General features: G+C 67.9%; 18 protein-coding genes. 11 read left to right on the top strand and 7 right to left on the bottom strand.

All coding sequences use genetic code 11. The features are described from left to right. Positions 1-72: 72 nt before the first annotated feature. The 7 genes from aceE (at position 73) to ACWGCN_RS26350 (ending at position 9,144) form a co-directional block, all read left to right on the top strand. Positions 73-2,955, top strand: a complete 2,883-nt coding sequence (gene aceE, locus ACWGCN_RS26380) for a pyruvate dehydrogenase (acetyl-transferring), homodimeric type (protein ID WP_452459375.1) — start codon at positions 73-75, stop codon at positions 2,953-2,955. A gap of 44 nt (positions 2,956-2,999) precedes the next feature. Then, on the top strand, positions 3,000-4,301 hold the full coding sequence (locus ACWGCN_RS26375) for a PucR family transcriptional regulator (protein WP_452459382.1): 1,302 nt from the start codon (positions 3,000-3,002) through the stop codon (positions 4,299-4,301). A 127-nt stretch (positions 4,302-4,428) separates the two neighbouring features. Then, a complete protein-coding gene (locus tag ACWGCN_RS26370; protein ID WP_101469200.1) occupies positions 4,429-5,343 on the top strand; it encodes an ACP S-malonyltransferase in 915 nt (304 codons plus the stop codon). Between the two features lie 80 nt (positions 5,344-5,423). Continuing rightward, positions 5,424-5,729, top strand: a complete 306-nt coding sequence (acpM, locus tag ACWGCN_RS26365; RefSeq protein ID WP_056821158.1) for a meromycolate extension acyl carrier protein AcpM — start codon at positions 5,424-5,426, stop codon at positions 5,727-5,729. 9 nt (positions 5,730-5,738) lie between these two features. Next, entirely contained in the window at positions 5,739-6,995 is a 1,257-nt protein-coding gene (locus ACWGCN_RS26360; protein ID WP_266299014.1) for a KasA/KasB family beta-ketoacyl-ACP synthase, read from the top strand. A gap of 117 nt (positions 6,996-7,112) precedes the next feature. After that, positions 7,113-8,543, top strand: coding sequence for an acyl-CoA carboxylase subunit beta (locus tag ACWGCN_RS26355; protein WP_452459374.1), 1,431 nt, complete (start codon positions 7,113-7,115; stop codon positions 8,541-8,543). Positions 8,544-8,679: 136 nt separating this feature from the next. Continuing rightward, entirely contained in the window at positions 8,680-9,144 is a 465-nt protein-coding gene (locus ACWGCN_RS26350) for a winged helix-turn-helix transcriptional regulator (protein ID WP_379318687.1), read from the top strand. Between the two features lie 76 nt (positions 9,145-9,220). Here ACWGCN_RS26350 and ACWGCN_RS26345 read toward each other — a convergent pair whose 3' ends face one another. Continuing rightward, complete coding sequence (locus tag ACWGCN_RS26345) at positions 9,221-9,916, bottom strand: nitroreductase (RefSeq protein WP_452459373.1); 696 nt, start codon at positions 9,914-9,916, stop codon at positions 9,221-9,223. A 114-nt stretch (positions 9,917-10,030) separates the two neighbouring features. Continuing rightward, complete coding sequence (locus ACWGCN_RS26340) at positions 10,031-11,854, bottom strand: vWA domain-containing protein (protein ID WP_387449170.1); 1,824 nt, start codon at positions 11,852-11,854, stop codon at positions 10,031-10,033. Positions 11,855-12,047: 193 nt separating this feature from the next. Between ACWGCN_RS26340 and ACWGCN_RS26335 the strand changes: the two genes are divergently transcribed. Further along, complete coding sequence (locus tag ACWGCN_RS26335) at positions 12,048-13,850, top strand: Eco57I restriction-modification methylase domain-containing protein (RefSeq protein ID WP_452459372.1); 1,803 nt, start codon at positions 12,048-12,050, stop codon at positions 13,848-13,850. Here the strand turns inward: ACWGCN_RS26335 and ACWGCN_RS26330 are convergent. The 4 genes from ACWGCN_RS26330 to ACWGCN_RS26315 form a co-directional block, all read right to left on the bottom strand. Then, positions 13,818-14,441, bottom strand: coding sequence for a TetR/AcrR family transcriptional regulator (locus tag ACWGCN_RS26330; protein ID WP_378996269.1), 624 nt, complete (start codon positions 14,439-14,441; stop codon positions 13,818-13,820). The two genes, ACWGCN_RS26335 and ACWGCN_RS26330, sit on opposite strands and share 33 nt — an antisense overlap. A gap of 7 nt (positions 14,442-14,448) precedes the next feature. Continuing rightward, positions 14,449-14,637 carry a hypothetical protein gene (locus ACWGCN_RS26325; RefSeq protein WP_378639113.1) on the bottom strand — a complete coding sequence of 63 codons (189 nt, stop codon included), beginning with the start codon at positions 14,635-14,637 and terminating at the stop codon, positions 14,449-14,451. A 115-nt stretch (positions 14,638-14,752) separates the two neighbouring features. Then, positions 14,753-15,268, bottom strand: a complete 516-nt coding sequence (locus tag ACWGCN_RS26320; RefSeq protein ID WP_101469311.1) for a gamma carbonic anhydrase family protein — start codon at positions 15,266-15,268, stop codon at positions 14,753-14,755. Between the two features lie 8 nt (positions 15,269-15,276). Then, on the bottom strand, positions 15,277-16,233 hold the full coding sequence (locus ACWGCN_RS26315; RefSeq protein WP_452459371.1) for a GlxA family transcriptional regulator: 957 nt from the start codon (positions 16,231-16,233) through the stop codon (positions 15,277-15,279). Between the two features lie 72 nt (positions 16,234-16,305). On the opposite strand from ACWGCN_RS26315, the gene ACWGCN_RS26310 reads away from it, so the two are divergent. Together ACWGCN_RS26310 and ald are read left to right on the top strand one after the other, a co-directional pair. Continuing rightward, positions 16,306-17,076 carry an MBL fold metallo-hydrolase gene (locus ACWGCN_RS26310; protein ID WP_378996265.1) on the top strand — a complete coding sequence of 257 codons (771 nt, stop codon included), beginning with the start codon at positions 16,306-16,308 and terminating at the stop codon, positions 17,074-17,076. A gap of 745 nt (positions 17,077-17,821) precedes the next feature. After that, entirely contained in the window at positions 17,822-18,934 is a 1,113-nt protein-coding gene (gene ald, locus ACWGCN_RS26305; protein WP_379313216.1) for an alanine dehydrogenase, read from the top strand. Positions 18,935-18,950: 16 nt separating this feature from the next. On the opposite strand, the gene sigJ is transcribed toward ald, so the two are convergent. Next, entirely contained in the window at positions 18,951-19,877 is a 927-nt protein-coding gene (gene sigJ, locus ACWGCN_RS26300) for an RNA polymerase sigma factor SigJ (RefSeq protein ID WP_452459370.1), read from the bottom strand. Positions 19,878-19,994: 117 nt separating this feature from the next. Here sigJ and ACWGCN_RS26295 point away from each other — a divergent pair, with 117 nt between their 5' ends. Next, positions 19,995-20,945, top strand: coding sequence for a cobalamin biosynthesis protein (locus ACWGCN_RS26295; protein WP_452459369.1), 951 nt, complete (start codon positions 19,995-19,997; stop codon positions 20,943-20,945). Positions 20,946-21,065 lie beyond the last annotated feature (120 nt).

Raw genomic sequence — 21,065 nt, 5'->3', positions numbered from 1 at the left:
GCACACCAAGCGGGCAGGCCCGGGGATAGCGACGCCGACCAAGCAGTTCAGCCCCCATCACGAGGAGCAGATTTGACCGACCTGATCCACTCTGCAGCTTCCAACGATCCAGTAGCGACCTCCACCGGGGGCGGTGAATCCACCACCAAACCCACCGGTGAACGGGTACGGGTCATCCGCGAAGGAGTGGCGTCGTATCTACCGGATATCGACCCCGAAGAGACCAGTGAATGGCTGGAATCCTTCGACGACATGCTCGACCGGGAAGGCCCGGGTCGCGCCCGCTACCTGATGTTGCGCCTGCTCGAGCGAGCGGGCGAACGCCGTGTCTCGATTCCGGCGCTCACCTCCACCGACTACGTCAACACGATCCCCACCGAGAACGAACCGTGGTTCCCCGGTGACGAGGAAGTCGAGCGCCGCTTCCGCGCCTGGATCCGGTGGAACGCCGCGATCATGGTGCATCGCGCGCAGCGCCCCGGAATCGGTGTCGGCGGCCATATTTCGACCTACGCGTCCTCGGCGGCGCTCTACGAGGTGGGCTTCAACCACTTCTTCCGCGGCAAGGATCACCCCGGCGGCGGCGACCACGTCTACATCCAGGGCCACGCCTCGCCGGGCATCTACGCGCGCGGTTTCCTCGAGGGCCGCCTCAGCACGGACCGGCTCGACGGATTCCGTCAGGAATACAGCCACGGCGGCCTGGGCAAGGGCCTGCCGTCCTACCCGCATCCGCGGCTGATGCCGGACTTCTGGGAGTTCCCGACGGTCTCGATGGGCCTGGGCCCGATGAACGCGATCTACCAGGCCAGGTTCAACCACTACCTCACCGATCGCGGCATCAAGGACACCTCCGACCAGCACGTGTGGGCGTTCCTCGGCGACGGCGAGATGGACGAGCCCGAGTCGCGCGGCCTGATCCAGGTGGCCGCCAACGAGGCGCTCGACAACCTGACCTTCGTGATCAACTGCAACCTGCAGCGGCTCGACGGCCCGGTGCGCGGCAACGGCAAGATCATCCAGGAACTGGAGTCGTTCTTCCGTGGCGCGGGCTGGAACGTGATCAAGGTGGTCTGGGGTCGCGAGTGGGACGCGCTGCTCGGCGCCGACCGCGACGGTGCACTCGTGAACCTGATGAACTCCACCCCCGACGGTGACTACCAGACCTACAAGGCCAATGACGGCGCGTACGTGCGCGACCACTTCTTCGGCCGCGACCCGCGCACCAAAGCGCTGGTGCAGAACATGTCCGACAGCGAGATCTGGAATCTCAAGCGCGGCGGACACGACTACCGCAAGGTCTACGCGGCGTATTCGGCGGCGATGGCGCACAAGGGCCAGCCGACGGTGATCCTGGCCAAGACGATCAAGGGCTACACCCTCGGCAAGCACTTCGAGGGCCGCAACGCCACCCACCAGATGAAGAAGCTGGCGCTGCAGGACCTCAAGGACTTCCGCGATCTGCAGCGCATCCCGATCAGCGACGCCGAGCTGGAGAAGGACCCGTACCTGCCGCCGTACTACCACCCCGGCATGGACGATCCGGCCATCGAGTACATGCTGGCCCGCCGCACGTCGCTCGGCGGTTTCGTGCCGGAGCGTCGCTCGCCCGCCAAGGCGCTGAAGCTGCCGGGCGACGAGGCCTACCGCTCGGTGCGCAAGGGTTCGGGCAAGCAGAAGGTCGCCACGACGATGGCGCTGGTGCGCCTGGTCAAGGAACTGTTGCGCGACAAGGAGATCGGCAAGCGCATCGTGCCGATCATCCCCGACGAGGCCCGCACCTTCGGTATGGACTCGTGGTTCCCGACGCTGAAGATCTACAACCGCAACGGCCAGCTCTACACCTCGGTCGACGCGGAACTGATGCTCGCCTACAAGGAGAGCGCGGTCGGCCAGATCCTGCACGAGGGCATCAACGAAGCCGGTTCCACCGCCTCGTTCACCGCGGTCGCCACTTCCTATGCCACCCACGGCGAGCCGATGATCCCGCTCTACATCTTCTATTCGATGTTCGGATTCCAGCGCACCGGCGACAGCTTCTGGGCCGCGGCCGACCAGCTCGCGCGCGGATTCGTCCTCGGCGCCACCGCGGGCCGCACCACCCTCACCGGTGAGGGTCTGCAGCACAACGACGGGCAGTCGCTGCTGCTGGCATCGTCGAATCCCGCCGTGGTGACCTACGATCCGGCGTTCTCGTTCGAGATCGCGCACATCGTGCGCGACGGTCTGCGCCGGATGTACGGCGGCGGCGAGGCCCCGGCCAGTCAGCTGCCCGGCACCGAGGTGCCCGCGGTCGGCACGTTCGGCGGGGAGAACATCTTCTACTACATCACCTTGTACAACGAGCCCTATCAGCAGCCGGCCGAGCCCGACGACCTCGACGTCGCGGGTCTGCTCAAAGGTCTGTATCTGTACCAGGGCGGCGGTGAGGGCGAGGTTCGCGCCCAGATCCTCGTCTCCGGCGTGACCGTGCCCGACGGGTTGCGCGCGCAGGAGATCCTGGCGCAGGAGTGGGGTGTGGCCGCGGACGTGTGGTCGGTGACCTCGTTCGGCGAGCTGCGCCGGGAGGCGCTCGACAAGGAGATCGCGGCGCTCAAGCACCCCGATGCGGATTCGGGCTCGCCGTACGTCACCCAGGCGCTCTCGGCCGCGCGGGGACCGGTGGTCGCCGCGACGGACTGGATGCGCGCGGTGCCCGATCAGATCCGGCAGTGGGTGCCCGGCGACTACATCACCCTCGGCACCGACGGGTTCGGCTTCTCCGACACCCGCACGGCCGCGCGCCGGGTGTTCAACGTCGACGCGCAGTCGATCGTGGTCGCCGTGCTCGAGGGTCTCGTCCGGGACGGCACGTTCGACAAGGCCAAGGCGGTGGAAGCGGCCGCGAAATACGGCATCGACAGCGTGGCCGCCGCGCCGAAGCCGAGTGCGGACGCGGCAGAGGAACTCGCGTAGCGGACTATTGGACTGTGGAGCGCAAACCGCCGCGGCCCCGTCGGATCACCGAGGGCACCAGCGAACACGAGGTCTATCTGCCGACGGGGGCTCTGTCCCCGAATCGGCAGACCCGTGATCCGCTGCCCGACACGCTGCTCAAGCGGGTCAAGCAGTTCTCGGGCCGGCTGTCCACCGAGGCGGTGGGGTCGATGCAGGATCGGCTGCCGTTCTTCGCCGATCTGGACGCCGCGCAGCGAGCGGGCGTGCAGATGCTGGTGCAGACGGCGGTCGTGAACTTCCTGGAGTGGTTGCAGGATCCCGATTCCGATATCCGCTTCAGCCTGGACGCGTTCCAGGTGATTCCACAGGATCTGGCGCGGCGGCTCACGCTGCGCCAGACCGTGGACATGGTGCGGGTGGCCATGGACTTCTTCGAGCAGTGGCTGCCCGCGCTGGCGCGCAACGATCGGCAGCTGGTGGCGCTCACCGAGGCGGTGCTGCGGTACGGGCGTGAGCTCGGCTTCGCGGCCGCCTCGGTGTACGCCAGCGCCGCCGAGTCGCGTGGTGCGTGGGATACCCGCCTGGAGGCCCTGGTGGTCGACGCGGTGGTCCGCGGCGACACGGGTCCCGACATGCTTTCCCGGGCCGCCACGTTGAACTGGGACGCCACGGCGCCCGCCACGGTGCTGGTCGGCACACCGCCGCTGGACCAGGGCGTGTCGACGGTCGGCGCGGTGCACACCATCGCGACCAAACACGGCAGGGCCGCGCTGGCGGTGGTGCAGGGTGCGCGGCTGGTGATGGTGGTCAGCGGGCACCTGGGGGAGTCGGGCATGGGCTCGCCGTTCCTCACCGATCTGCTGGCCGAGGTGTTCTCCGACGGCCCGGTGGTGATCGGTCCGACGATGCGCACCCTCGGGGCGGCGCACGCGTCGGCGATCGAGGCGCTGGCGGGAATGGAGGCCGTGGTGGGCTGGCGCGCGGCGCCAAGGCCCGTTCACGCCACGGAGTTGTTGCCCGAGCGCGCGTTGCTGGGCGATAGAGCTGCGATAGAGGCGTTGAACGAGTATCTTGTGCTCCCGTTGGCTGCTGCCGGATCTTCGTTATCCGACACACTCGACGCCTACCTGGATTGTGGCGGAGCAGTAGAAACTTGCGCTCGGCAGCTGTACGTCCATCCAAATACCGTTCGGTACCGACTCAAACGAATCGGCGAGGTCACCGGCCGCGATCCGATGAATCCCCGGGACGCCTATGTGCTCCGAATCGCAGCAACAGTGGGCCGTTTGACACGAACGCATAACGAATCGTCTCCTTCTGTCACAGAAACCCCGTCTACCCCATTGGCTCACGACACCCTGTAACGGGATTGGGGAATCGGTCGATCCCGACACCCCACCTCGGATTTTGTGGGACCCCTACAAAAGCGATCGGAAAGCTTCATTCGCGCCGACATCTCATGCGGCGGGGGTCACAGTGTTGTCTTAGGGGGTGATCGCGTTGCTCACCCCTGGACAGGGGTCCCAGACACCCGGCATGCTCACGCCGTGGCTCGCACTTCCCGGTGCGACTGATCGCCTCGAGCTCTGGTCGAAGGCCGCAGGCCTCGATCTGGTCCGTCTCGGTACTACCGCGACGGCCGAGGAGATCGTCGACACCGCGGTGACGCAGCCGCTCGTGGTCGCCGCCGCCCTCCTCGCGTTCGCCGAAATCGCCCCCGGGTCGATTCCGGCGGATACAGTCGTCGCCGGACACTCGGTCGGCGAATTCGCCGCAGCCGCTGTCGCCGGTGTCATCACCGCCGACGAGGCAGTCGCCCTCGCCGCCATCCGCGGCCGGGAGATGGCCAAGGCCTGTGCGCTGGAGCCGACCGGCATGTCCGCAGTGCTCGGTGGCGATGAGGCCACCGTGCTCGCACGGCTCGCCGAACTCGATCTCGTCCCGGCCAACCGCAACGCGGTAGGCCAGATCGTCGCAGCGGGCCGCCTGGAAGCTCTGGCGGAGCTCGCCGCGAACCCGCCGGAGAAGGCACGGGTCCGCGCGTTGCCCGTCGCCGGTGCGTTCCACACCGTCTTCATGGCCCCGGCACAGGAAGCTGTCGCCGATGCCATCGCCCAGATCTCGCCGAGCGACCCGATCCGGACGCTGCTGTCGAACTTCGACGGACAACCGGTCACCTCGGGCGCCGACGCGATCGAAAAACTTGCCGCTCAGGTCACTCGCCCGGTGCGCTGGGACCTGTGCAACGAGACCATTCGCGCCGCGGCCGTCTCGGCCGTGGTCGAGTTGCCGCCGGCGGGCACGCTGGTCGGCATCGCCAAACGGGAACTGAAGGGCACGCCCAATCTGGCCCTGAAGACCCCCGAAGACCTCCCCGCGTTGGCCGAACTGACCACCTCGGGCTAGCTTTCCCCCGGCGGTTGTGCACAGCGAAGTGCAGGCCGTTCACGAACCCTACAAATAGCAACAAGAAGGGAGCCACCAAAGTGGCCGCTCTGACCCAGGAACAGATCGTCGAAGAACTCGGCAAGATCATCGAAGAGGTTACGGGTATCGAACCCTCCGAGGTGACCCTCGAGAAGTCCTTCGTCGACGACCTGGACATCGACTCGCTGTCCATGGTCGAGATCGCTGTGCAGATGGAAGACAAGTACGGCGTCAAGATCCCCGATGAGGATCTGGCCAGCCTGAAGACTGTCGGTGACTCCGTCGCTTACGTCCAGAAGCTCGAGGCCGAGAACGCCGACGTCGCCGCCGAGCTCAAGGCCAAGTTCGACAGCGCCGGCGAGTAGGGCCGAACTTTGACCACTCCTGCTCCCAGTACTTTGAACGGGAACTTCCCCAACGTCGTCGTCACGTCGATGGCGGCGACCACGTCGATCGCTGGTGATGTCGATGCGACGTGGAAGGGACTCCTCAACGGTGAGAGCGGAATCGACGTTCTCGAGGATTCCTTCATCGAGGAATACGACCTGCCGGTGCGAATCGGCGGTCACCTGAAGGTCAGCCCCGACACCCTGTTGAGCCGGGTCGAGATCCGCCGTATGGCGTATGTCGAGCGCCTGGCGACCGTTCTCGGTCGTGAGGTGTGGAAGAACGCGGGCAGCCCGGAGGTCGACAACGACCGTCTCGGCGTCGCGATCGGCACCGGACTCGGCGGCGGCGACGCCCTGATCGACTCGGTCGACAAGCTGAAGAACGGCGGCTATCGCAAGATCTCGCCGCTGGCTGTTCAGATGGTCATGCCGAACGGTCCGTCGGCGGTCGTCGGTCTCGAGCTGAAGGCCAGGGCGGGAGTGGTCACTCCGGTCTCGGCGTGCTCGTCGGGTTCGGAGGCCATCGCCAACGCGTGGCGGATGATCGTGATGGGTGACGCCGACATCGTCGTCACCGGTGGTGTCGAGGGCTTCATCGACTCGGTGCCGATCGCGGCGTTCTCCATGATGCGCGCGATGAGTACCCGCAACGACGATCCGAAGGGTGCTTCGCGTCCCTTCGACAAGGATCGCGACGGTTTCGTCTTCGGTGAGGCCGGCGCGCTCATGGTCATCGAGACCGAAGAGCACGCCAAGGCGCGCGGTGCCACCATCCACGCTCGTCTGCTGGGTGCCGGTATCACCTCCGACGGGTTCCACCTGGTCGCTCCCGATCCCGAGGGCACCGGTGCGGCCAGGGCGATGACTCGCGCGATGCAGACCGCTGGTCTGACCAAGAGCGACATCACCCACATCAACGCCCACGCGACCGCGACGCCCATCGGTGACTCCGCCGAGGCGAACGCGATCCACAAGGCGATCGGTAAGCACGCTTCGGTGTACGCGCCGAAGTCGGCACTGGGTCACTCGATCGGCGCCGTGGGCGCCCTGGAGTCGATCCTCACCGTGCTCGCGATCCGGGACGGCATTGTTCCGCCGACACTGAACCTGGACAACCAGGATCCGGAGATCGATCTCGATGTGGTGCACGGGGAAGCCCGTCGCCAGGAAATCGAGTACGCGATCAACAATTCCTTCGGTTTCGGTGGGCACAACGTCGCGCTCGCCTTCGGTCGGGCATAAGCCGCCGACTGCATTCCGATCCCCGGTGGGGGTCGTGCCAACTGAATGGTTCGACTCCCACCGGCGGTTCGCCACAGCAGCCGCCGCCGCGGCAATCTTTACGAAGGAGTGAGCGCGATGACCATCATTGCTCCCGCGTTTCAAGACACCACCACCGATCCGCGCGACCCACTGGGTCGGCTCCAGCGCTTCTTCGACCCCGGCACCGTCCTGCCGCTGCATCCGCGTGACCGCTCCGGCGTGCTCGCCGCGATCGGCGAGGTCGACGGGGTCCGCACCGTGGCCTATTGCTCCGACGCGACCGTCATGGGCGGCGCGATGGGCGTCGAGGGCTGCAAGCACATCGTCGACGCGATCGACACCGCGATCGAATCCTCCATCCCCGTCGTCGGGCTGTGGCACTCCGGTGGTGCGCGCCTGGCCGAGGGTGTCGAGGCGCTGCACGCGGTAGGCCTGGTCTTCGAGGCCATGGTTCGCGCGTCCGGTCTCGTTCCCCAGATTTCGGTGGTCCTCGGCTTCGCCGCCGGTGGTGCCGCCTATGGTCCCGCGCTGACCGATGTGGTGATCATGGCGCCGGAGGGCCGCGTGTTCGTCACCGGACCCGACGTGGTGCGCTCGGTGACCGGCGAGAACGTCGACATGGCGACCCTCGGTGGTCCCACCACACACTTCAAGAAGTCCGGCGTCTGCCATATCGCCGCCGATGACGAGGCCGACGCCATGCACCGCGCGCGCCGGCTGGTGTCGATGTTCGCCGAGCAGGGCGAGTTCGACCTGGTCGCGGCCGAGCACGGCGATGTCGATCTCAAGGCGATGCTGCCGGAGTCGGCCAAGCGCGCCTACGACGTGAAGCCGATCGTGCACGAGCTGCTCGACAACGTCGACGGTGAGTCCTCCTTCGAGGAACTCCAGGGTGGTTACGCCCGCAGCATGGTCACCGGTCTCGGTCGTCTCGGTGGTCGCACCGTCGGCGTCCTGGCCAACAACCCGCTGCGCCTCGGCGGCTGCCTCAACTCCGAAAGTGCCGAGAAGGCTTCACGTTTCGTGCGACTGTGCGACGCTTTCGGCATCCCGCTGGTCGTGGTCACCGACGTTCCCGGCTACCTTCCCGGTGTCGGCCAGGAACTCGAGGGCGTGGTTCGTCGCGGCGCGAAGCTGCTGCACGCTTTCGCCGAAGCCCGCGTTCCCCGTGTCACCCTGGTGACCCGCAAGATCTACGGCGGCGCCTATATCGCGATGAACGCCCGCGCCCTCGGCGCCACCGCCGTCTACGCCTGGCCCGGCTCCGAAGTCGCCGTCATGGGCGCCAAGGCTGCCGTCGGCATCCTCCACAAGAAGGCTCTCGCGGCCGCCCCCGAGCCCGAGCGTGAAGCCCTCCACGAGCGCCTCACCGCCGAGCACGAGCAGCTCGCGGGCGGCGTCGAACGGGCCGTCGCCATCGGCGTCGTCGACGAGGTCATCGACCCCGCCAAAACCCGCAGCATCATCGCCGCGGCCCTCGCCGCGGCTCCGGCCCGCAAGAGCCACCACAAGAACATCCCCCTGTGATCTGAACTGACACAACAACTTCGGGCCCTGGGAGATCGATCCCGGGGCCCGAAGTCGTGCTGGGTCAGGCAGTCGGTGCGGGGACGAACCTGGTCTACCGCGCCGCTGTCGTGCTCGTTCGGGGGATAATGACAGGGTGCGCTATGAGGAACTCGCAGATGTCCCGTGCTCGATCACGCGGCCGCTGGTGATCTTCGGTGATCGCTGGACCTTGCTGATCCTGAAGTACAGCTTCGCCGGTGTGCGCCGTTTCAATGCGTTCCAGAGCGCGCTCGGTATTTCGCGAAGCCGGCTGCGTGACCGCCTCGATCGTCTGGTCGAACACGAGATCCTGGTGAAACGTCCGGCCGATGACGGCGTCTACGAGGAATACCGCCTCACCGAGAAAGGCCACGCCATCTATCCGATCCTGATGGCTGTCCGCGACTGGGGCGACACATACATGGCACCAGACGGACCACCGGTGGAATACCGGCACCGAGGGTGCGCCGGCGAAGCCCACACCCACCTGACCTGCGACACCTGCGCGGCCGACGTCACCGCCCGCGACATCGAGCCCGAAGCGGGCCCCGGAATGACCGCGCGCACGCTGGACAATTGATCACCACGCTCTGACGCGAGCATCGGTCGAGAGCCGGCCGCCACCAGCGCGTGGTGATCTTGATCCGCGGGGCGGGTCAGGAGGTGTGCCAGGTGACCTGGTCGTCGAGGGGGGCTCGGGCGGTGCGGAAGGCGTTGATCGGGTGGGTGGTGTCGGGGTGGCCGAAGGAGATGCCGAAGACGACCTTGCGGGTGTCGGGGATGGCGAAGTAGTCGCGGATGAAGGGGGCGTAGGAGGCCAGGGCGGCTTGGGGGGCGGCGCCGAGGCCGAGAGCTTGGGCGCCGAGGAGGAAGTTCTCGAGCCAGAGGCCGCAGTCGACGGCGCCGTAGATGCCCAGGTCGGCTTCGGAGGTGACGATGGCGACGTGCGGGGCGTCGAAGAACTCGAAGTTGCGCACCATCTGGCGCATGGTCTTCTCGTGGTCGCCCTTGACGATGCCGACGCTGTCGTAGAGCTGGAACCCGCAGGCCCGGCGACGGTCCCGGTAGATGCCCTCGTAGGCGGCGGGGAACTCGAAATCGGGTGTGTTGCCTGCGGTTTGGATGTGGTCGAGGAGTTCCTTGCGGAACCGCTGGGTGCCCTCGCCCGCGGTGACCACGACCTGCCAGGGCTGGGTATTGCACCACGACGGCGTGCGCTGGGCGAGGGTCAGCAGCTGTTCGATGGTCGCGCGGTCGACCTGTTCGGCGGTGAACTGACGGCAGCTCCAGCGTTCGTCGGCCAGCCGCTGGAGGGTGGCGAAATCGCTGCTGTCGTGGTCGGTCTGCGCCATCGCGTGGCTCCCTCGGGTACGGAGAACTGGTCTCATTTCGAGACTGAATCTAGCAGTTCCGCCGCTGCCGCGGAACCCGCCGGCACCACGAGTTCGGGTGCCGGCGGGCGCGGATCAGCCGCGTCGGCGGCCGACGACCAGGATCGCGATACCGATGCCGGCGACCAGCGCTACACCCGCCCCGATCAGGACGTACCAGGCCCACGGCCGGGCGATCGTCGCCGGACCGCTCACGGCGACAGGCTGTTCCGCTGCCTGCTGCGCACTGGCACCGATATAGGTCGGGCCGGGCTCCGCCGCACCGGCCACGGTGACGTCGAGCTGTACCGGCGTCGGCGGCAGAGCGTCGGCGCCGGTCGGGATGCCGACCTTCACCGCGAGGTAATACCAACCTGCCACCGACTGCGCACGAACGTCGTAGCTGTCGCGGTTGGCGTAGCGGACCGGCACCGATGCCAGGCGAAGTTCGGCGCCCGATCGGCCGGTATAGGCGTTGGTATCGGAGCCGATTTCGGTGCCGAGCGGGGAGTACAGCGTGGTCGTCACGTTCGAGGCCGCGATGCGATTGGCGCCGCCGGTCTCGGCGAAACGCACCCGGTAGGCCAGGCCCTGTCCCCACTCGAGCCGAACACGGTAGAAGACGTACTCGCCCGACTGCACGGTGTCGGTGTAGCTGCCGCCGCCGGGCAGCGTGGCGGCGGTCGTGAACGAGCCACTGCCGCCGACCGGCCGGGCAGGCGACGTCGGTTCGGCGAACGCGGTCTTGGTGGTCGAGGCCGCCGGGCCGGGATCGGTGACGCCGGGTTCGATGCCGACGAGAATCTCCACGGGCAACCGATCGGAGGAGCCCTCCGACACCAGATCCCAGGTCAGCTCGAAGGTGTAGCGACCGGCGCCGGTGCACTTGTCGGACTCGAACAGCGGTTTGGCCGCGCCGTCGAAGGCCTTGGCGATGGTGAGGGTGGCGCCGTCGCTCGATCTGGTCTCGAGTTCACGCTCGCGAATGCCGCACTCCACGCTCTCGCGTCCGAAGAGGCGAAGGTCGAGTGCGTTCATGTCTTCGGTCGTCGAGGTGCTTCGCCCGCGGGGGAACGAGACGATCCCGGTGAAGTAGGCCGTGGCGCCCTCGGGCACGTCGACCGCGTAGTACCGCTTCTCCCGCTGGCCGAGGGTGTCGAGGTACTGGCCGGGCTTCGCGACCGGTGCGGTGCCGATGCTGCCGGTGCCGGTGATGGGCGTGCCGGTGGCCTGGTAATCGCGCAGTGCGGCCGTACTCACCCGCGGCAGAATGCGTTCCAGCGCGGCGCCGTCGGCCGCATCGCTGTAGGTGCCGCCGGTGGCCTGCGCCGTACAGGTGAGCTGGGCGCGCGCCTTGTCGTCGACGGCGAAGCCGATCGAATGCACGATCAGGTCGACGCCCTGCTGCTTCAACTCCTTGGCGACCTCACACGGGTCGGGCGGGGAGCAGGTGTCGTCACCGTCGGAGACGAGCACGATCGAGCGCGGACCGGAATCGGGCAGTGCGTCGGCGGCTCGGCGCAGCGCGGTGCCCATCGGGGTCCAGCCGCGCGCGTGGATGCTGTCGACAGCGGTGGTGAGGGCGGGCTTGTCGATGATCTTCGGCTGCTGCAGCACTTGGACGTCGCGGCAACCGGCCGCCTTGTCCGCCTCGGAATTGCTCGTGCCGGTGCCGTAGGTCGTGAGTCCGACCGAGGATTCGGTGGGTGCGGAGGCGACGAACGAGCGGACGGCCCGCTTCGCGGAGTCCATCATGGTGCCGCCCTGATCGGGCCGTTCCATCGAGCCGGAAGCATCGAGGATGAGCATGGTCGGCGCGTATTGTGCGGGGTCGGCCTGCGCCATGGCCGGTAACGATGCGGGCAGCACGGTGAGGGCTACTGCGGTGAGTGCGGCGGTCAGCGTGCTGATTCTCGGCATCGTCCTAGATTCGGTGTCGCGGGGTGAAACCGGACAGACGTTACCGATCGCTCGGTGGTCGCTCCACCCCTGCTGAAGTGGTGCAGCCCACCGTTTGAAAACATCGGTCACGTTTGGGCAGGTGAGGACGTTGCGCTCGGGGGCGGCTCGCGCCTGCGGCGAATCGGGGCAGTTCCGGGGCACAATCGACCGCATGGCTTCGCAGGCCCGCGACGCGCAGGAGCGCAAACGGCACGGCAGGCACTACACGCCACCGGAACTCGCGCGGTTCCTGGCGCGACGGGCGCTGCGCCACGCGCCACGCGCCACGACGTTGCGTGTGCTCGACCCGGCCTGCGGGGATGGCGAGCTGCTGCTGGCGGTGCATCGGGAAATCGCTTCGAACGCACCGGATGTGACGGTTCACCTCACCGGATATGACCTGGATCGACAGGCGGTCGCCGAAACCACTGGGCGGGCCGACGCGCTCGGCGTCGAAATAGACTGCCGTGCAGGTGATTTCCTGGCAGCCTCCGCTCAACTGGCCGACGGCTCCTTCGATTTGATCATCAGCAATCCGCCCTACGTCCGGACCCAGCAGCTGGGCGGAGCGACCGCTCAGCTGCTGAGCAAACAGTTCGGCCTGCGCGGGCGGATCGACCTCACCCACCCCTTCGTGGCCGTGGCGCCGCGGCTGCTGAGGGCCGGGGGCGTGCTCGGATTACTCTGTGCCAACCGCTTTCTCACCACGCGGGCCGGATCGAACCTGCGCCGAATTCTCACCGATGAACTGACCCCGGTGGAGCTCTACGACCTCGGTGACACCAAACTCTTCGCCGCCGCGGTGCTGCCCGCGATCACCGTCGCCCTGCGTGCCACCGGACCACCCGACTGCCGCTATGTCTCGGTCTATGAGGAATCAGGGATCGAACCCGACTGCACCACCGAGCTTTTCGACGCGCTGGCGGGCGACGATGCCTGCCGCGTCGGCGCCGGGGGGCGGGTGTTCGCGGTGGAGGTCGGCGTGCTGGCGACCGGCGACGTGGTGGCCCGTGCGCCTGCGACAGACGTGCGGTCGCCGCAGCCGTCGGCCACGGTGACGGCCCCGCCGACGGCGGGTGCGGAGCCGGCAGGGCTGCTCGCCCCGCGAGGCGGGATCCGATCCGGCCGTCACGGTGACGCCGCGTGGCGCATGTCGCGCCCCGCTGTCGATCACTGGCTCGGCCGGATCGCCGATCGCACCTGGCGCTCGTTCGGGGAGGCCGCGCGGATCCGGGTGGGGATCAAGACGACGGCCGATCGGGTGTTCATCTCGGACCGCTGGGATCAGATGGACCCGACGCCGGAGCCGGAACTGCTGCGGGAGTTGATCACTCACCATGATCTGCAACCCTGGCGAGTCGCGATGGCACGCGGGACGAAGGTGCTCTATCCCTACGATCTGCTGCAGCCGCGCCGCACCCCGATCGACCTTTCCGAATTCCCTTGTGCGGCAGCATATTTACAATCACACGAACAAGCTCTGTCGGGCAGACGTTACGTACTCGACGGCGGCCGGAAGTGGTTCGAGATCTGGGTTCCACAGCGCCCGCATCTCTGGGGCGCACCGAAATTGGTGTTTCCCGACATCAGCGAACGTCCGCGATTCGCCCTCGACCGATCGGGTGCGGTGGTCAACGGTGACTGCTACTGGATCTCGCTCACCGATCTCGGCGCGGGCCGCGCGGCCATCGATCTGGCGTACCTGCTGATGGGCGTGGCGAATTCGGCACTGGGACTGCGGTTCTACGACGCCGTCTGTGGCAACCGGCTGTACTCGGGCAGGCGCCGCTGGATCACCCAGTACGTGGCGCGACTGCCGGTGCCCGATCCTGGCTGTCCGGCGGCGGGTGAGGTCGTGCGAAGGGTGCGCGCCCTGCTGGAAGACGGTGTACCGGTGGCTGATTCGGGTATCGACGAGGTGGTGGCGGCGGCCTTCGGCGTCTCAGTGGATGTCGCGCAGACCGACCATCGGTAGCAGCGTGCGCCGCGCGAACTCGCGCCCGGCTTCGGCGTCGTCGAGTGGAATGAGTCCGTCGGGGGTCAGCGCCAGCGACAGCGCGAGTCGCGCCATGATCTCGGCGACCAGATCGGGATCGAATTCGGGCACCGGCGCGCTGACCTGGAGCTCGCGCAGCTTCTCGGCCAGATACGCGCGCCCGACGGCGAGAATGGGCCCGGCGTCGGTGGTGAGCCGGGGCAGGATGATCTCCGGCTCGGTGCTGAGCAACCGGCGTAGCAGTTCATTGCCGGCGATGGTGGTGACGAAGGCGACGAAGATCTCGACGAGTTGCTCGCCGGGTTCGGTGACCGCCCGTACTCGCTCATCGATCTCGGTCACATAGCGCTGTGCCTCGCGCACGCCGACGGCTTCGACCAGCTCGTTCTTGGATTCGTACCGCCGATAGAGGGTGGCCGGGCTGATGCCGGCCCGCCGCGCGATCTCGCCCATGCTCGTGCGCTTGATCCCGAAGTCCAGAAATGCCGACAGCGCGCTGTCGAGCAGTTTCTCCCCGTCGGTGACAGGCTTTTCGAGTATCCGCGCGAGGATCGACGTAACGGTAGGCATTACCCCATTATCCCCGCGGCGGCAGATCCAAGGCGGCCATCTCCTGCTCGATCGCATTGGCCGCGAAATGTACTCCGCGAGAACGGAGTTCGTGAACACGGGATTGGAGTGCCTCGACCCCGCCGGGCTGGGCCGCGATATCGGCCACGCTGAGCCGCCCCGCCGCTCGGCGCACACCGGAATGCACGTAAGCCACCGTGATACCTCCTGCCTCGCGTATCCGGTGCCGATCGCCACTCTTATGATCGGACGCAATACGCAGGACAAATGCTATCAGGGTTCCCTACTGGTCACTTGCTCAGTGTGACGGGTCACAACACCTCGGCGTCACGATGGTTGGTCAGATTGTGCAGATACACCGCCGCGTTCAGCTTGATGCCGTCCTGCTGTGCCGGGGTGAGTTCGCGGCGCACCTTGCCCGGTACTCCTGCCACGAGTGAGCCGGGCGGAATCTGCGCGCCCTCGGGAATCAGGGCATTGGCCGCGATCAGGCTGCCCGCGCCGATCACCGCGCCGTTGAGCACGGTCGCGCCCATGCCGACGAGAACATCGTCGCCGATGGTGCAGCCGTGCAGAATCGCGTTGTGTCCCACCGAGACCCCGGTGCCGACGGTGAGCGCGAAACCGGGGTCGGCGTGCAGCACGCAGCCGTCCTGGATATTGGTGCGCGCGCCAATGCTGATCTGTTCGAGGTCGCCGCGCAGCACCGCCGAGTACCAGACGCCGACCTCGGCGCCCAGACGCACCCGCCCGATCACGGTCGCGTTCGGCGCGATCCAGGCAGTGTCGTCGATCTCGGGAGTGAACCCGCTCACCTTGATGATCATGAACGTCATTATTGCGCCGCACCGCGGAACTGCGCACGGTGGGCCGCCGGAGACGTGCCGAGCACCCGGTGGAAGTGGTGACGCAGACTCACCGTGCTGCCGAAGCCGGTGTCGCGGGCGACCCGGTCGACAGTGTCGTCGGTCGATTCCAGCAGCAGCCGGGCATGGTCGATGCGCTGCTGCAGGAGCCACTGCTGGGGACTGGTGCCGGTGCGATCGCGGAAGCGGCGGGTGAAGGTACGCCGCGACATCAGCGCCTCGCGTGACCAGTGGTCGAGGTCGACGGCGGTGTCGAGGCGGGCGCGAGCCCAGGCCATCGCGCATTCGATCGGATCGTCGGGATCGTCGTCGGGCACCGCGATCGGGATGTACTGCGCCTGCGAGCCGTGGCGGTGCGGTGCGGTGACCAGCGATCGCGCCAGTTCGGTGGCAGCGCGGACGCCGAGGTCGGTGCGGACGATGTGCAGGCAGCAGTCCAGCGCGGCGGCGACGCCCGCGGAGGTGATCACGTCGCCCAGGTCGCTCCACAGGGTGTCGGCGCGTACGTGGACGTCGGGGTAGGCCAGAGCCAGTGCGTCGGCGGCGGCCCAGTGGGTGGTGACCTCGCGGCCGTCGGCGAGCCCGGTCGCCGCGATCGCCCAGGAGCCGAGGCACAGGCCGACCAGCCGGGCGCCGTGGGCGTGGGCGGTGTGGACCGCCTCGTTCAGCGCGGGCGAAATCCCTTGGTCACGGACCCATCCGGGAAAGACCACCAGGTCGGCGGTGCGCACGGTATCGAGGCCATATCGGACGGTGATGTCGAAACCGGCTGCGGTGGACAGTGTTCCGGGTTCCTCGGCGCAGACCCGCACGTCATAGGGCGGCGTGTCGTCGACGCCGGTACCGGATCGGCCGAACACCAGGCTCGGCACCGACAGGTGGAACGGGCTGATTCCGTCGAACGCGATCACGGCCACCGAGGTCATGGCCCGATCTTAGCGTTGTACGGCCTGCAGGCCACTGTCGGGCGGTGGGCCCGCTCGGCGAGAGTTATCGGCATGACCGAGATGATCACCCGCCCCGCCCTGGCAGCCGCCCTGCACATCGGCGGCCCGACCCTGCGTTTCCGCTACGGCGGACTGACCTGGCTCACCGATCCGACGTTCGACGAACCCGGCGACTACCCGGGTCCGATCACCCTGCACAAACTCAGCGGACCGGCCGTACCGGTCGAGGAGATCGGGACGATCGACATCGTGCTCCTCTCGCACGACCAGCACGCCGACAACCTCGACACCGCGGGCCGTGCGCTTCTCGCCGAGGTCGACACGGTCCTCTCGACACCGGATGCCGCGAGCCGGATCGAGGGTGTGCGCGGCCTGGCGCCGTGGGAGACGGTGACCGTCGGCGCGGTGGAGGTCACCGCGGTGCCCGCACTGCACGGGCCGCCGGGATGCGAGCCGCTCAGCGGTGTGGTCACCGGATTCGTGCTGCGCGCGCCGGGCGAGCCCACGGTGTACGTGTCCGGCGACAACGCCTCGGTGGAGTTGGTGGAGCGGATCGTCGAGCGGGTCGGGCACATCGATGCCGCGGTGCTGAACATCGGCGGGGCCAATGTGGGGCGGTTCGGCGACAGTGACGTCACGTTGAACGCCCGTACCGCCGTCGCGGCCGCCGCGGCGCTCGGCGACGCCGTGATCGTCGCCGTGCACGCGGAGGGATGGGGTCACTTCAGTGAGTCGCTGGACTATCTCGAGCGCACCTTCGCCTACGCCGATCGCGCGCATCAGCTGATCGTGCCGGTGCGAGGTGAAATGTTTTCCGTGTGAGCGGCGATTCAACGAATAGTTCTGCTATCTAACATCTTTCGTGCGACCCGCACCTGCTCCTGCCAGGTGCGGGTCCGTGGGCTGAGGAGAAGACATGGTACGGAAGTTACTGAGGGGCAACCTGTTCCGGATTGCGCTCGGTGTGCTGATGGCTGTGGTGGTGTTCGCTGTCGGTGCCTGTTCGTCGGACGGTGGTGACTCCGGTGATTCGGGATCGACTTCGGTTTCGAAGACGTCGGTCACCGCGACGCCGTCGGTGCCGCCGACGAGTTCGCCCGCGGCATCCACTGTTCCGGGAGGTTCGGGTGGTGGATCGACGCCGGAGTCGTCGTATTACCACTCACCCACGCAGGTCGCGCCGGGGTCGCCCGCGCAAGGCGAGATCCCGCCCGGGTACACCTGTGTACCGGGGCCTGAGTGTGGAACGGACTCCTGCGGTCACAACGAATGCGGTATCCCGCCCGGGTACAACTGTGTGCCCGGCCCGGATTGCGGAACAGACTCCTGCGGCCACAACGAGTGTGGTGAAACGGTCCCGCCGGTCACGACGACCCTCGCCCCGACCACCACGCCACCCGCGGTGACGACCACGCAGACAACAGCACCGCCGACCACCACTACCGTTCCGGCGACGGCCCCGGAAACGACGTCCAGCCCGCCGGCTCCAGCCCCGGCGTAATCGGCGCTGCCGCGACACGCGATCGAGCCGACGGCTGAGCTCCGGCCCAGGTCCTAGGCTTGCCCGATGACGCGAACGGGCGTAGTCGTCGGGGTGCCGACGGAGGTCAAGCCGCAGGAGTTCCGGGTGGCGCTCACCCCAGCGGGCGCCGCCGAACTGGTCGCGCACGGGCACGAGGTGCTCGTGCAGGCCGGTTCGGGTGCCGGGTCCGGCTTCGCTGACGACGACTACCGCGCCACGGGTGCGTGGATCGTGGCCGACGCCGATCAGGTCTGGGCACGAGCGGATCTGGTGGTGAAGGTGAAAGAGCCTATCGCGCGGGAATACTCACTGATGCGCCGCGATCAGGTGCTGTTCACCTTCTTGCACCTGGCGGCATCGAAGGAGTGCACCGACGCGATCCTGTCCGCGGGAGTTGTCGCCATCGCGTACGAGACGGTGCGCGGGCCCGACGGGTCGCTGCCGTTGCTCGCACCGATGAGTGAGGTGGCGGGCAAGCTCAGCGCGCAGGTCGGGGCCTACCACCTGATGGCGCCGATGGGGGGCGGTGGCGTGCTGCTCGGCGGTGTGCCCGGGGTGCGACCGGCCGATGTGGTGGTGCTCGGCGGCGGTGTCGCGGGGACGAACGCCGCGAGTATCGCGGTCGGGATGGGTGCCGTGGTGAGCGTGCTCGATACGAACCTGGCGCGCCTGCGTGAGCTCGACGCTCGCTTCGCCGGTCGGGTCGGCACCCTCGCCTCGCATGCGCTCGAGATCGAAAAAGCCGTTGTCGCCGCGGATCTGGTGATCGGGTCGGTGCTGGTGCCGGGGGCAAAAGCGCCGAAACTCGTGTCCGACGAACTCGTCGCGCGCATGCGGCCCGGCTCGGTGCTCGTCGATATCGCCGTCGACCAGGGCGGTTGCTTCGCCTCGACCCGGCCGACCACCCACGCGAATCCGACCTTCGCCGTGGCCGATTCCCTGTTCTACTGCGTGGCGAACATGCCGGGCGCGGTGCCGCACACCTCGACGGTGGCGCTCACCAACGCCACCCTGCCGTTCGCCTCGGTGATCGCCGACAAGGGCTGGCGCGGAGCCTGCGCCGCCGACCCCGGCCTGGCCGCGGGACTCACGGCCGTCGACGGCAAGCTGCTGTCCGCCGAAGTCGCGGCCGCGCACGGATATTCCCTCGGCGCGTAACCGGGCCGCGTCGCGGCTACCGGCCGCCGCCCAGGTACCAGTCCGGGTCGCCGTCGATGGGCAGGTCGCGCAGCTTGTCGGGATTGCGCACCACATTGATGGCGACGACGCGACCGGCGTCGATGACGAACGAGAAGACGCCCATATTGGTGCCGTCGAAGACGACCAGGCCCGGCATGCCGTTGACCAGCACCGCACGACCCCAGCCGTTCGCGGCGGTGTACCAGCCGAGCAGCATCTTCGCGATGAGCTCCGCGCCGCGCACTGGCTGGCGGATGGCGGGCACCTTGCCGCCGCCGTCGGCGGTGAGGACCACGTTCTCGTCGAGAATGCCGAGCAGCGAACTCAGATCACCCGAGCGCCAGGCCAGCGAGAACGCCGAGACGACCTTCTCCTGTTCGGCGGGCGAAGCGGGAAAACGTGGAGTGCCGTTCTCGACGTGCTTGCGGGCACGGGAGGCGAGCTGCCGGACCGCGGCGGGCGTACGCCCGACCACCTCGGCGACCTCGGGGCCGGTCATGCCGAACACGTCTTGCAGCACGAACGCGGTGCGTTCGGCGGGCGAGAGCGACTCGAGCACGACCAGCAGCGCGGTCGTGACGCGTTCGTCCTGGGAGATGCGGTCGGCCGGATCGTCCCAGGAAGTGACCTCGGGTTCGGGCAGCCACTCGCCGACGTACTGTTCGCGGCGAGCGCGCGCGGACCCGAGCTGGTCCAGGGCGAGGCGGCCGATGACGGTGGTGAGCCAGGCACGCAGGTTGTCGATCTCGCCCGCCTTGCCCGCGTCGAACTGCCGTTGCAGGCGCAGCCACGCGTCCTGCACCACGTCTTCGGCGTCGCTGATGCTGCCGAGCGTGCTGTAGGCGAGACGCCGCAGGTACGGGCGGTGTTCCTCGAAGCGGCGGGCCAGTTCGGCCTGATCGAGAGGCTGCGGTGCGGTCATGGTGTGCGCCCGTTCGGTTGATCTTGCTCGGTCCCGGCGAGTCTAGAAGTGCCGTCACAGTGATGACGAAGCAGTGGTCGCGGGTGTGACATTCGGGTCGAGGGTTACCCTCGGCCGGTGCGGAACGGGACACCGACGGCGGTCGGGCTGGTGCTGGGATTTGTGCTCGATCGGGTCTTCGGCGATCCACGGCGGTGGCATCCGGTAGCCGGGTTCGGTTCGGCGGCAGTGGCATTGGAAGCCGAGACCTATGCCGACGATCGACGTGCGGGGGTGGTGCACGAGGTGATCGCGGTCGGGTCGGTGGTCGGGATCGGTGCGCTCGCTATCCGCGGGAGAGGCGCGGGTGGTGCTGTGCTGCTGACCGCGGTGGCTACGTGGACCGCGTTGGGCGGTCGCAGCCTCGTTCGTGCTGGACACGCTATGGCCGATCGTCTCGACGCCGGCGATCTCGTCGGTGCCCGCGAACTGTTGCCTTCGCTGTGTGGGCGGGACCCGTCGGTGCTCGATGCCGAGGGGCTTGCGCGCGCCGCGCTCGAATCCATCGCCGAGAACACCTCGGATGCGGCGGTCGCGCCGTTGCTGTGGGGCGCGGTCGCGGGTGTACCGGGGGTGCTGGGGTACCGCGCGGTCAACACTCTCGACGCGATGGTCGGGTACCGGAACGAGCGGTACGAGCGGTTCGGCTGGGCAGCTGCTCGTACCGACGATGTTGCCAATCTTGTTCCTGCCCGGGTCACCGGGCTGCTCACGGCTGCCCTCGCTCCGTTGGTCGGCGGGAGACCTTCGGGTGCGTTGCGCGCGTGGCGGCGTGATGCTGCCGGGCATCCGAGTCCCAATGCGGGGGTTGTCGAGGCGTCTATGGCGGGTGCGCTCGGTATCGGGTTGGGTGGACGCACGCAGTATCGGCACGGGACCGAACTTCGGCCGGCCCTGGGTGACGGGCCGGCGCCCACTGCCGCGGATCTGCGGCGTGCGGTGCGGATGTCGGGGGCTGTGCAGGTTGGTGCGGTTGCGGTTGCGGGTGTGATTGCCTGGCTGCGGGGTGGTCGGCGTGTGGGGTGGTAGGCGTGTGGGGTGGTAGTGGTGGGGATGACAGGGGTGGGGATGACAGGGGATAGGTAGTCCTAGACGGTTTGACGCTGTGTTTATTGGCGCGCTGGCGCGCGCGTGTCCGCGGCCCTGAGG

The organism is Nocardia sp. NPDC055050 (assembly GCF_053608345.1).
Note: the sequence above shows the minus strand (reverse complement) of the source record. Positions and strands in the feature narration are given on the sequence as shown.

Excerpts from the sequence above, each read along its gene's own strand:
- ACWGCN_RS26315 (WP_452459371.1), bottom strand. The coding sequence starts at position 16,233 with ATGACCTCGGTGGCCGTGATCGCGTTCGACGGAATCAGCCCGTTCCAC.
- ACWGCN_RS26345 (WP_452459373.1), bottom strand. The coding sequence starts at position 9,916 with ATGGCGCAGACCGACCACGACAGCAGCGATTTCGCCACCCTCCAGCGG.
- ald (WP_379313216.1), top strand. The coding sequence starts at position 17,822 with ATGACGCGAACGGGCGTAGTCGTCGGGGTGCCGACGGAGGTCAAGCCG.
- sigJ (WP_452459370.1), bottom strand. The coding sequence starts at position 19,877 with ATGACCGCACCGCAGCCTCTCGATCAGGCCGAACTGGCCCGCCGCTTC.
- ACWGCN_RS26335 (WP_452459372.1), top strand. The coding sequence starts at position 12,048 with ATGGCTTCGCAGGCCCGCGACGCGCAGGAGCGCAAACGGCACGGCAGG.
- ACWGCN_RS26310 (WP_378996265.1), top strand. The coding sequence starts at position 16,306 with ATGACCGAGATGATCACCCGCCCCGCCCTGGCAGCCGCCCTGCACATC.
- ACWGCN_RS26320 (WP_101469311.1), bottom strand. The coding sequence starts at position 15,268 with ATGATCATCAAGGTGAGCGGGTTCACTCCCGAGATCGACGACACTGCC.
- ACWGCN_RS26330 (WP_378996269.1), bottom strand. The coding sequence starts at position 14,441 with ATGCCTACCGTTACGTCGATCCTCGCGCGGATACTCGAAAAGCCTGTC.
- ACWGCN_RS26355 (WP_452459374.1), top strand. The coding sequence starts at position 7,113 with ATGACCATCATTGCTCCCGCGTTTCAAGACACCACCACCGATCCGCGC.
- ACWGCN_RS26340 (WP_387449170.1), bottom strand. The coding sequence starts at position 11,854 with ATGCCGAGAATCAGCACGCTGACCGCCGCACTCACCGCAGTAGCCCTC.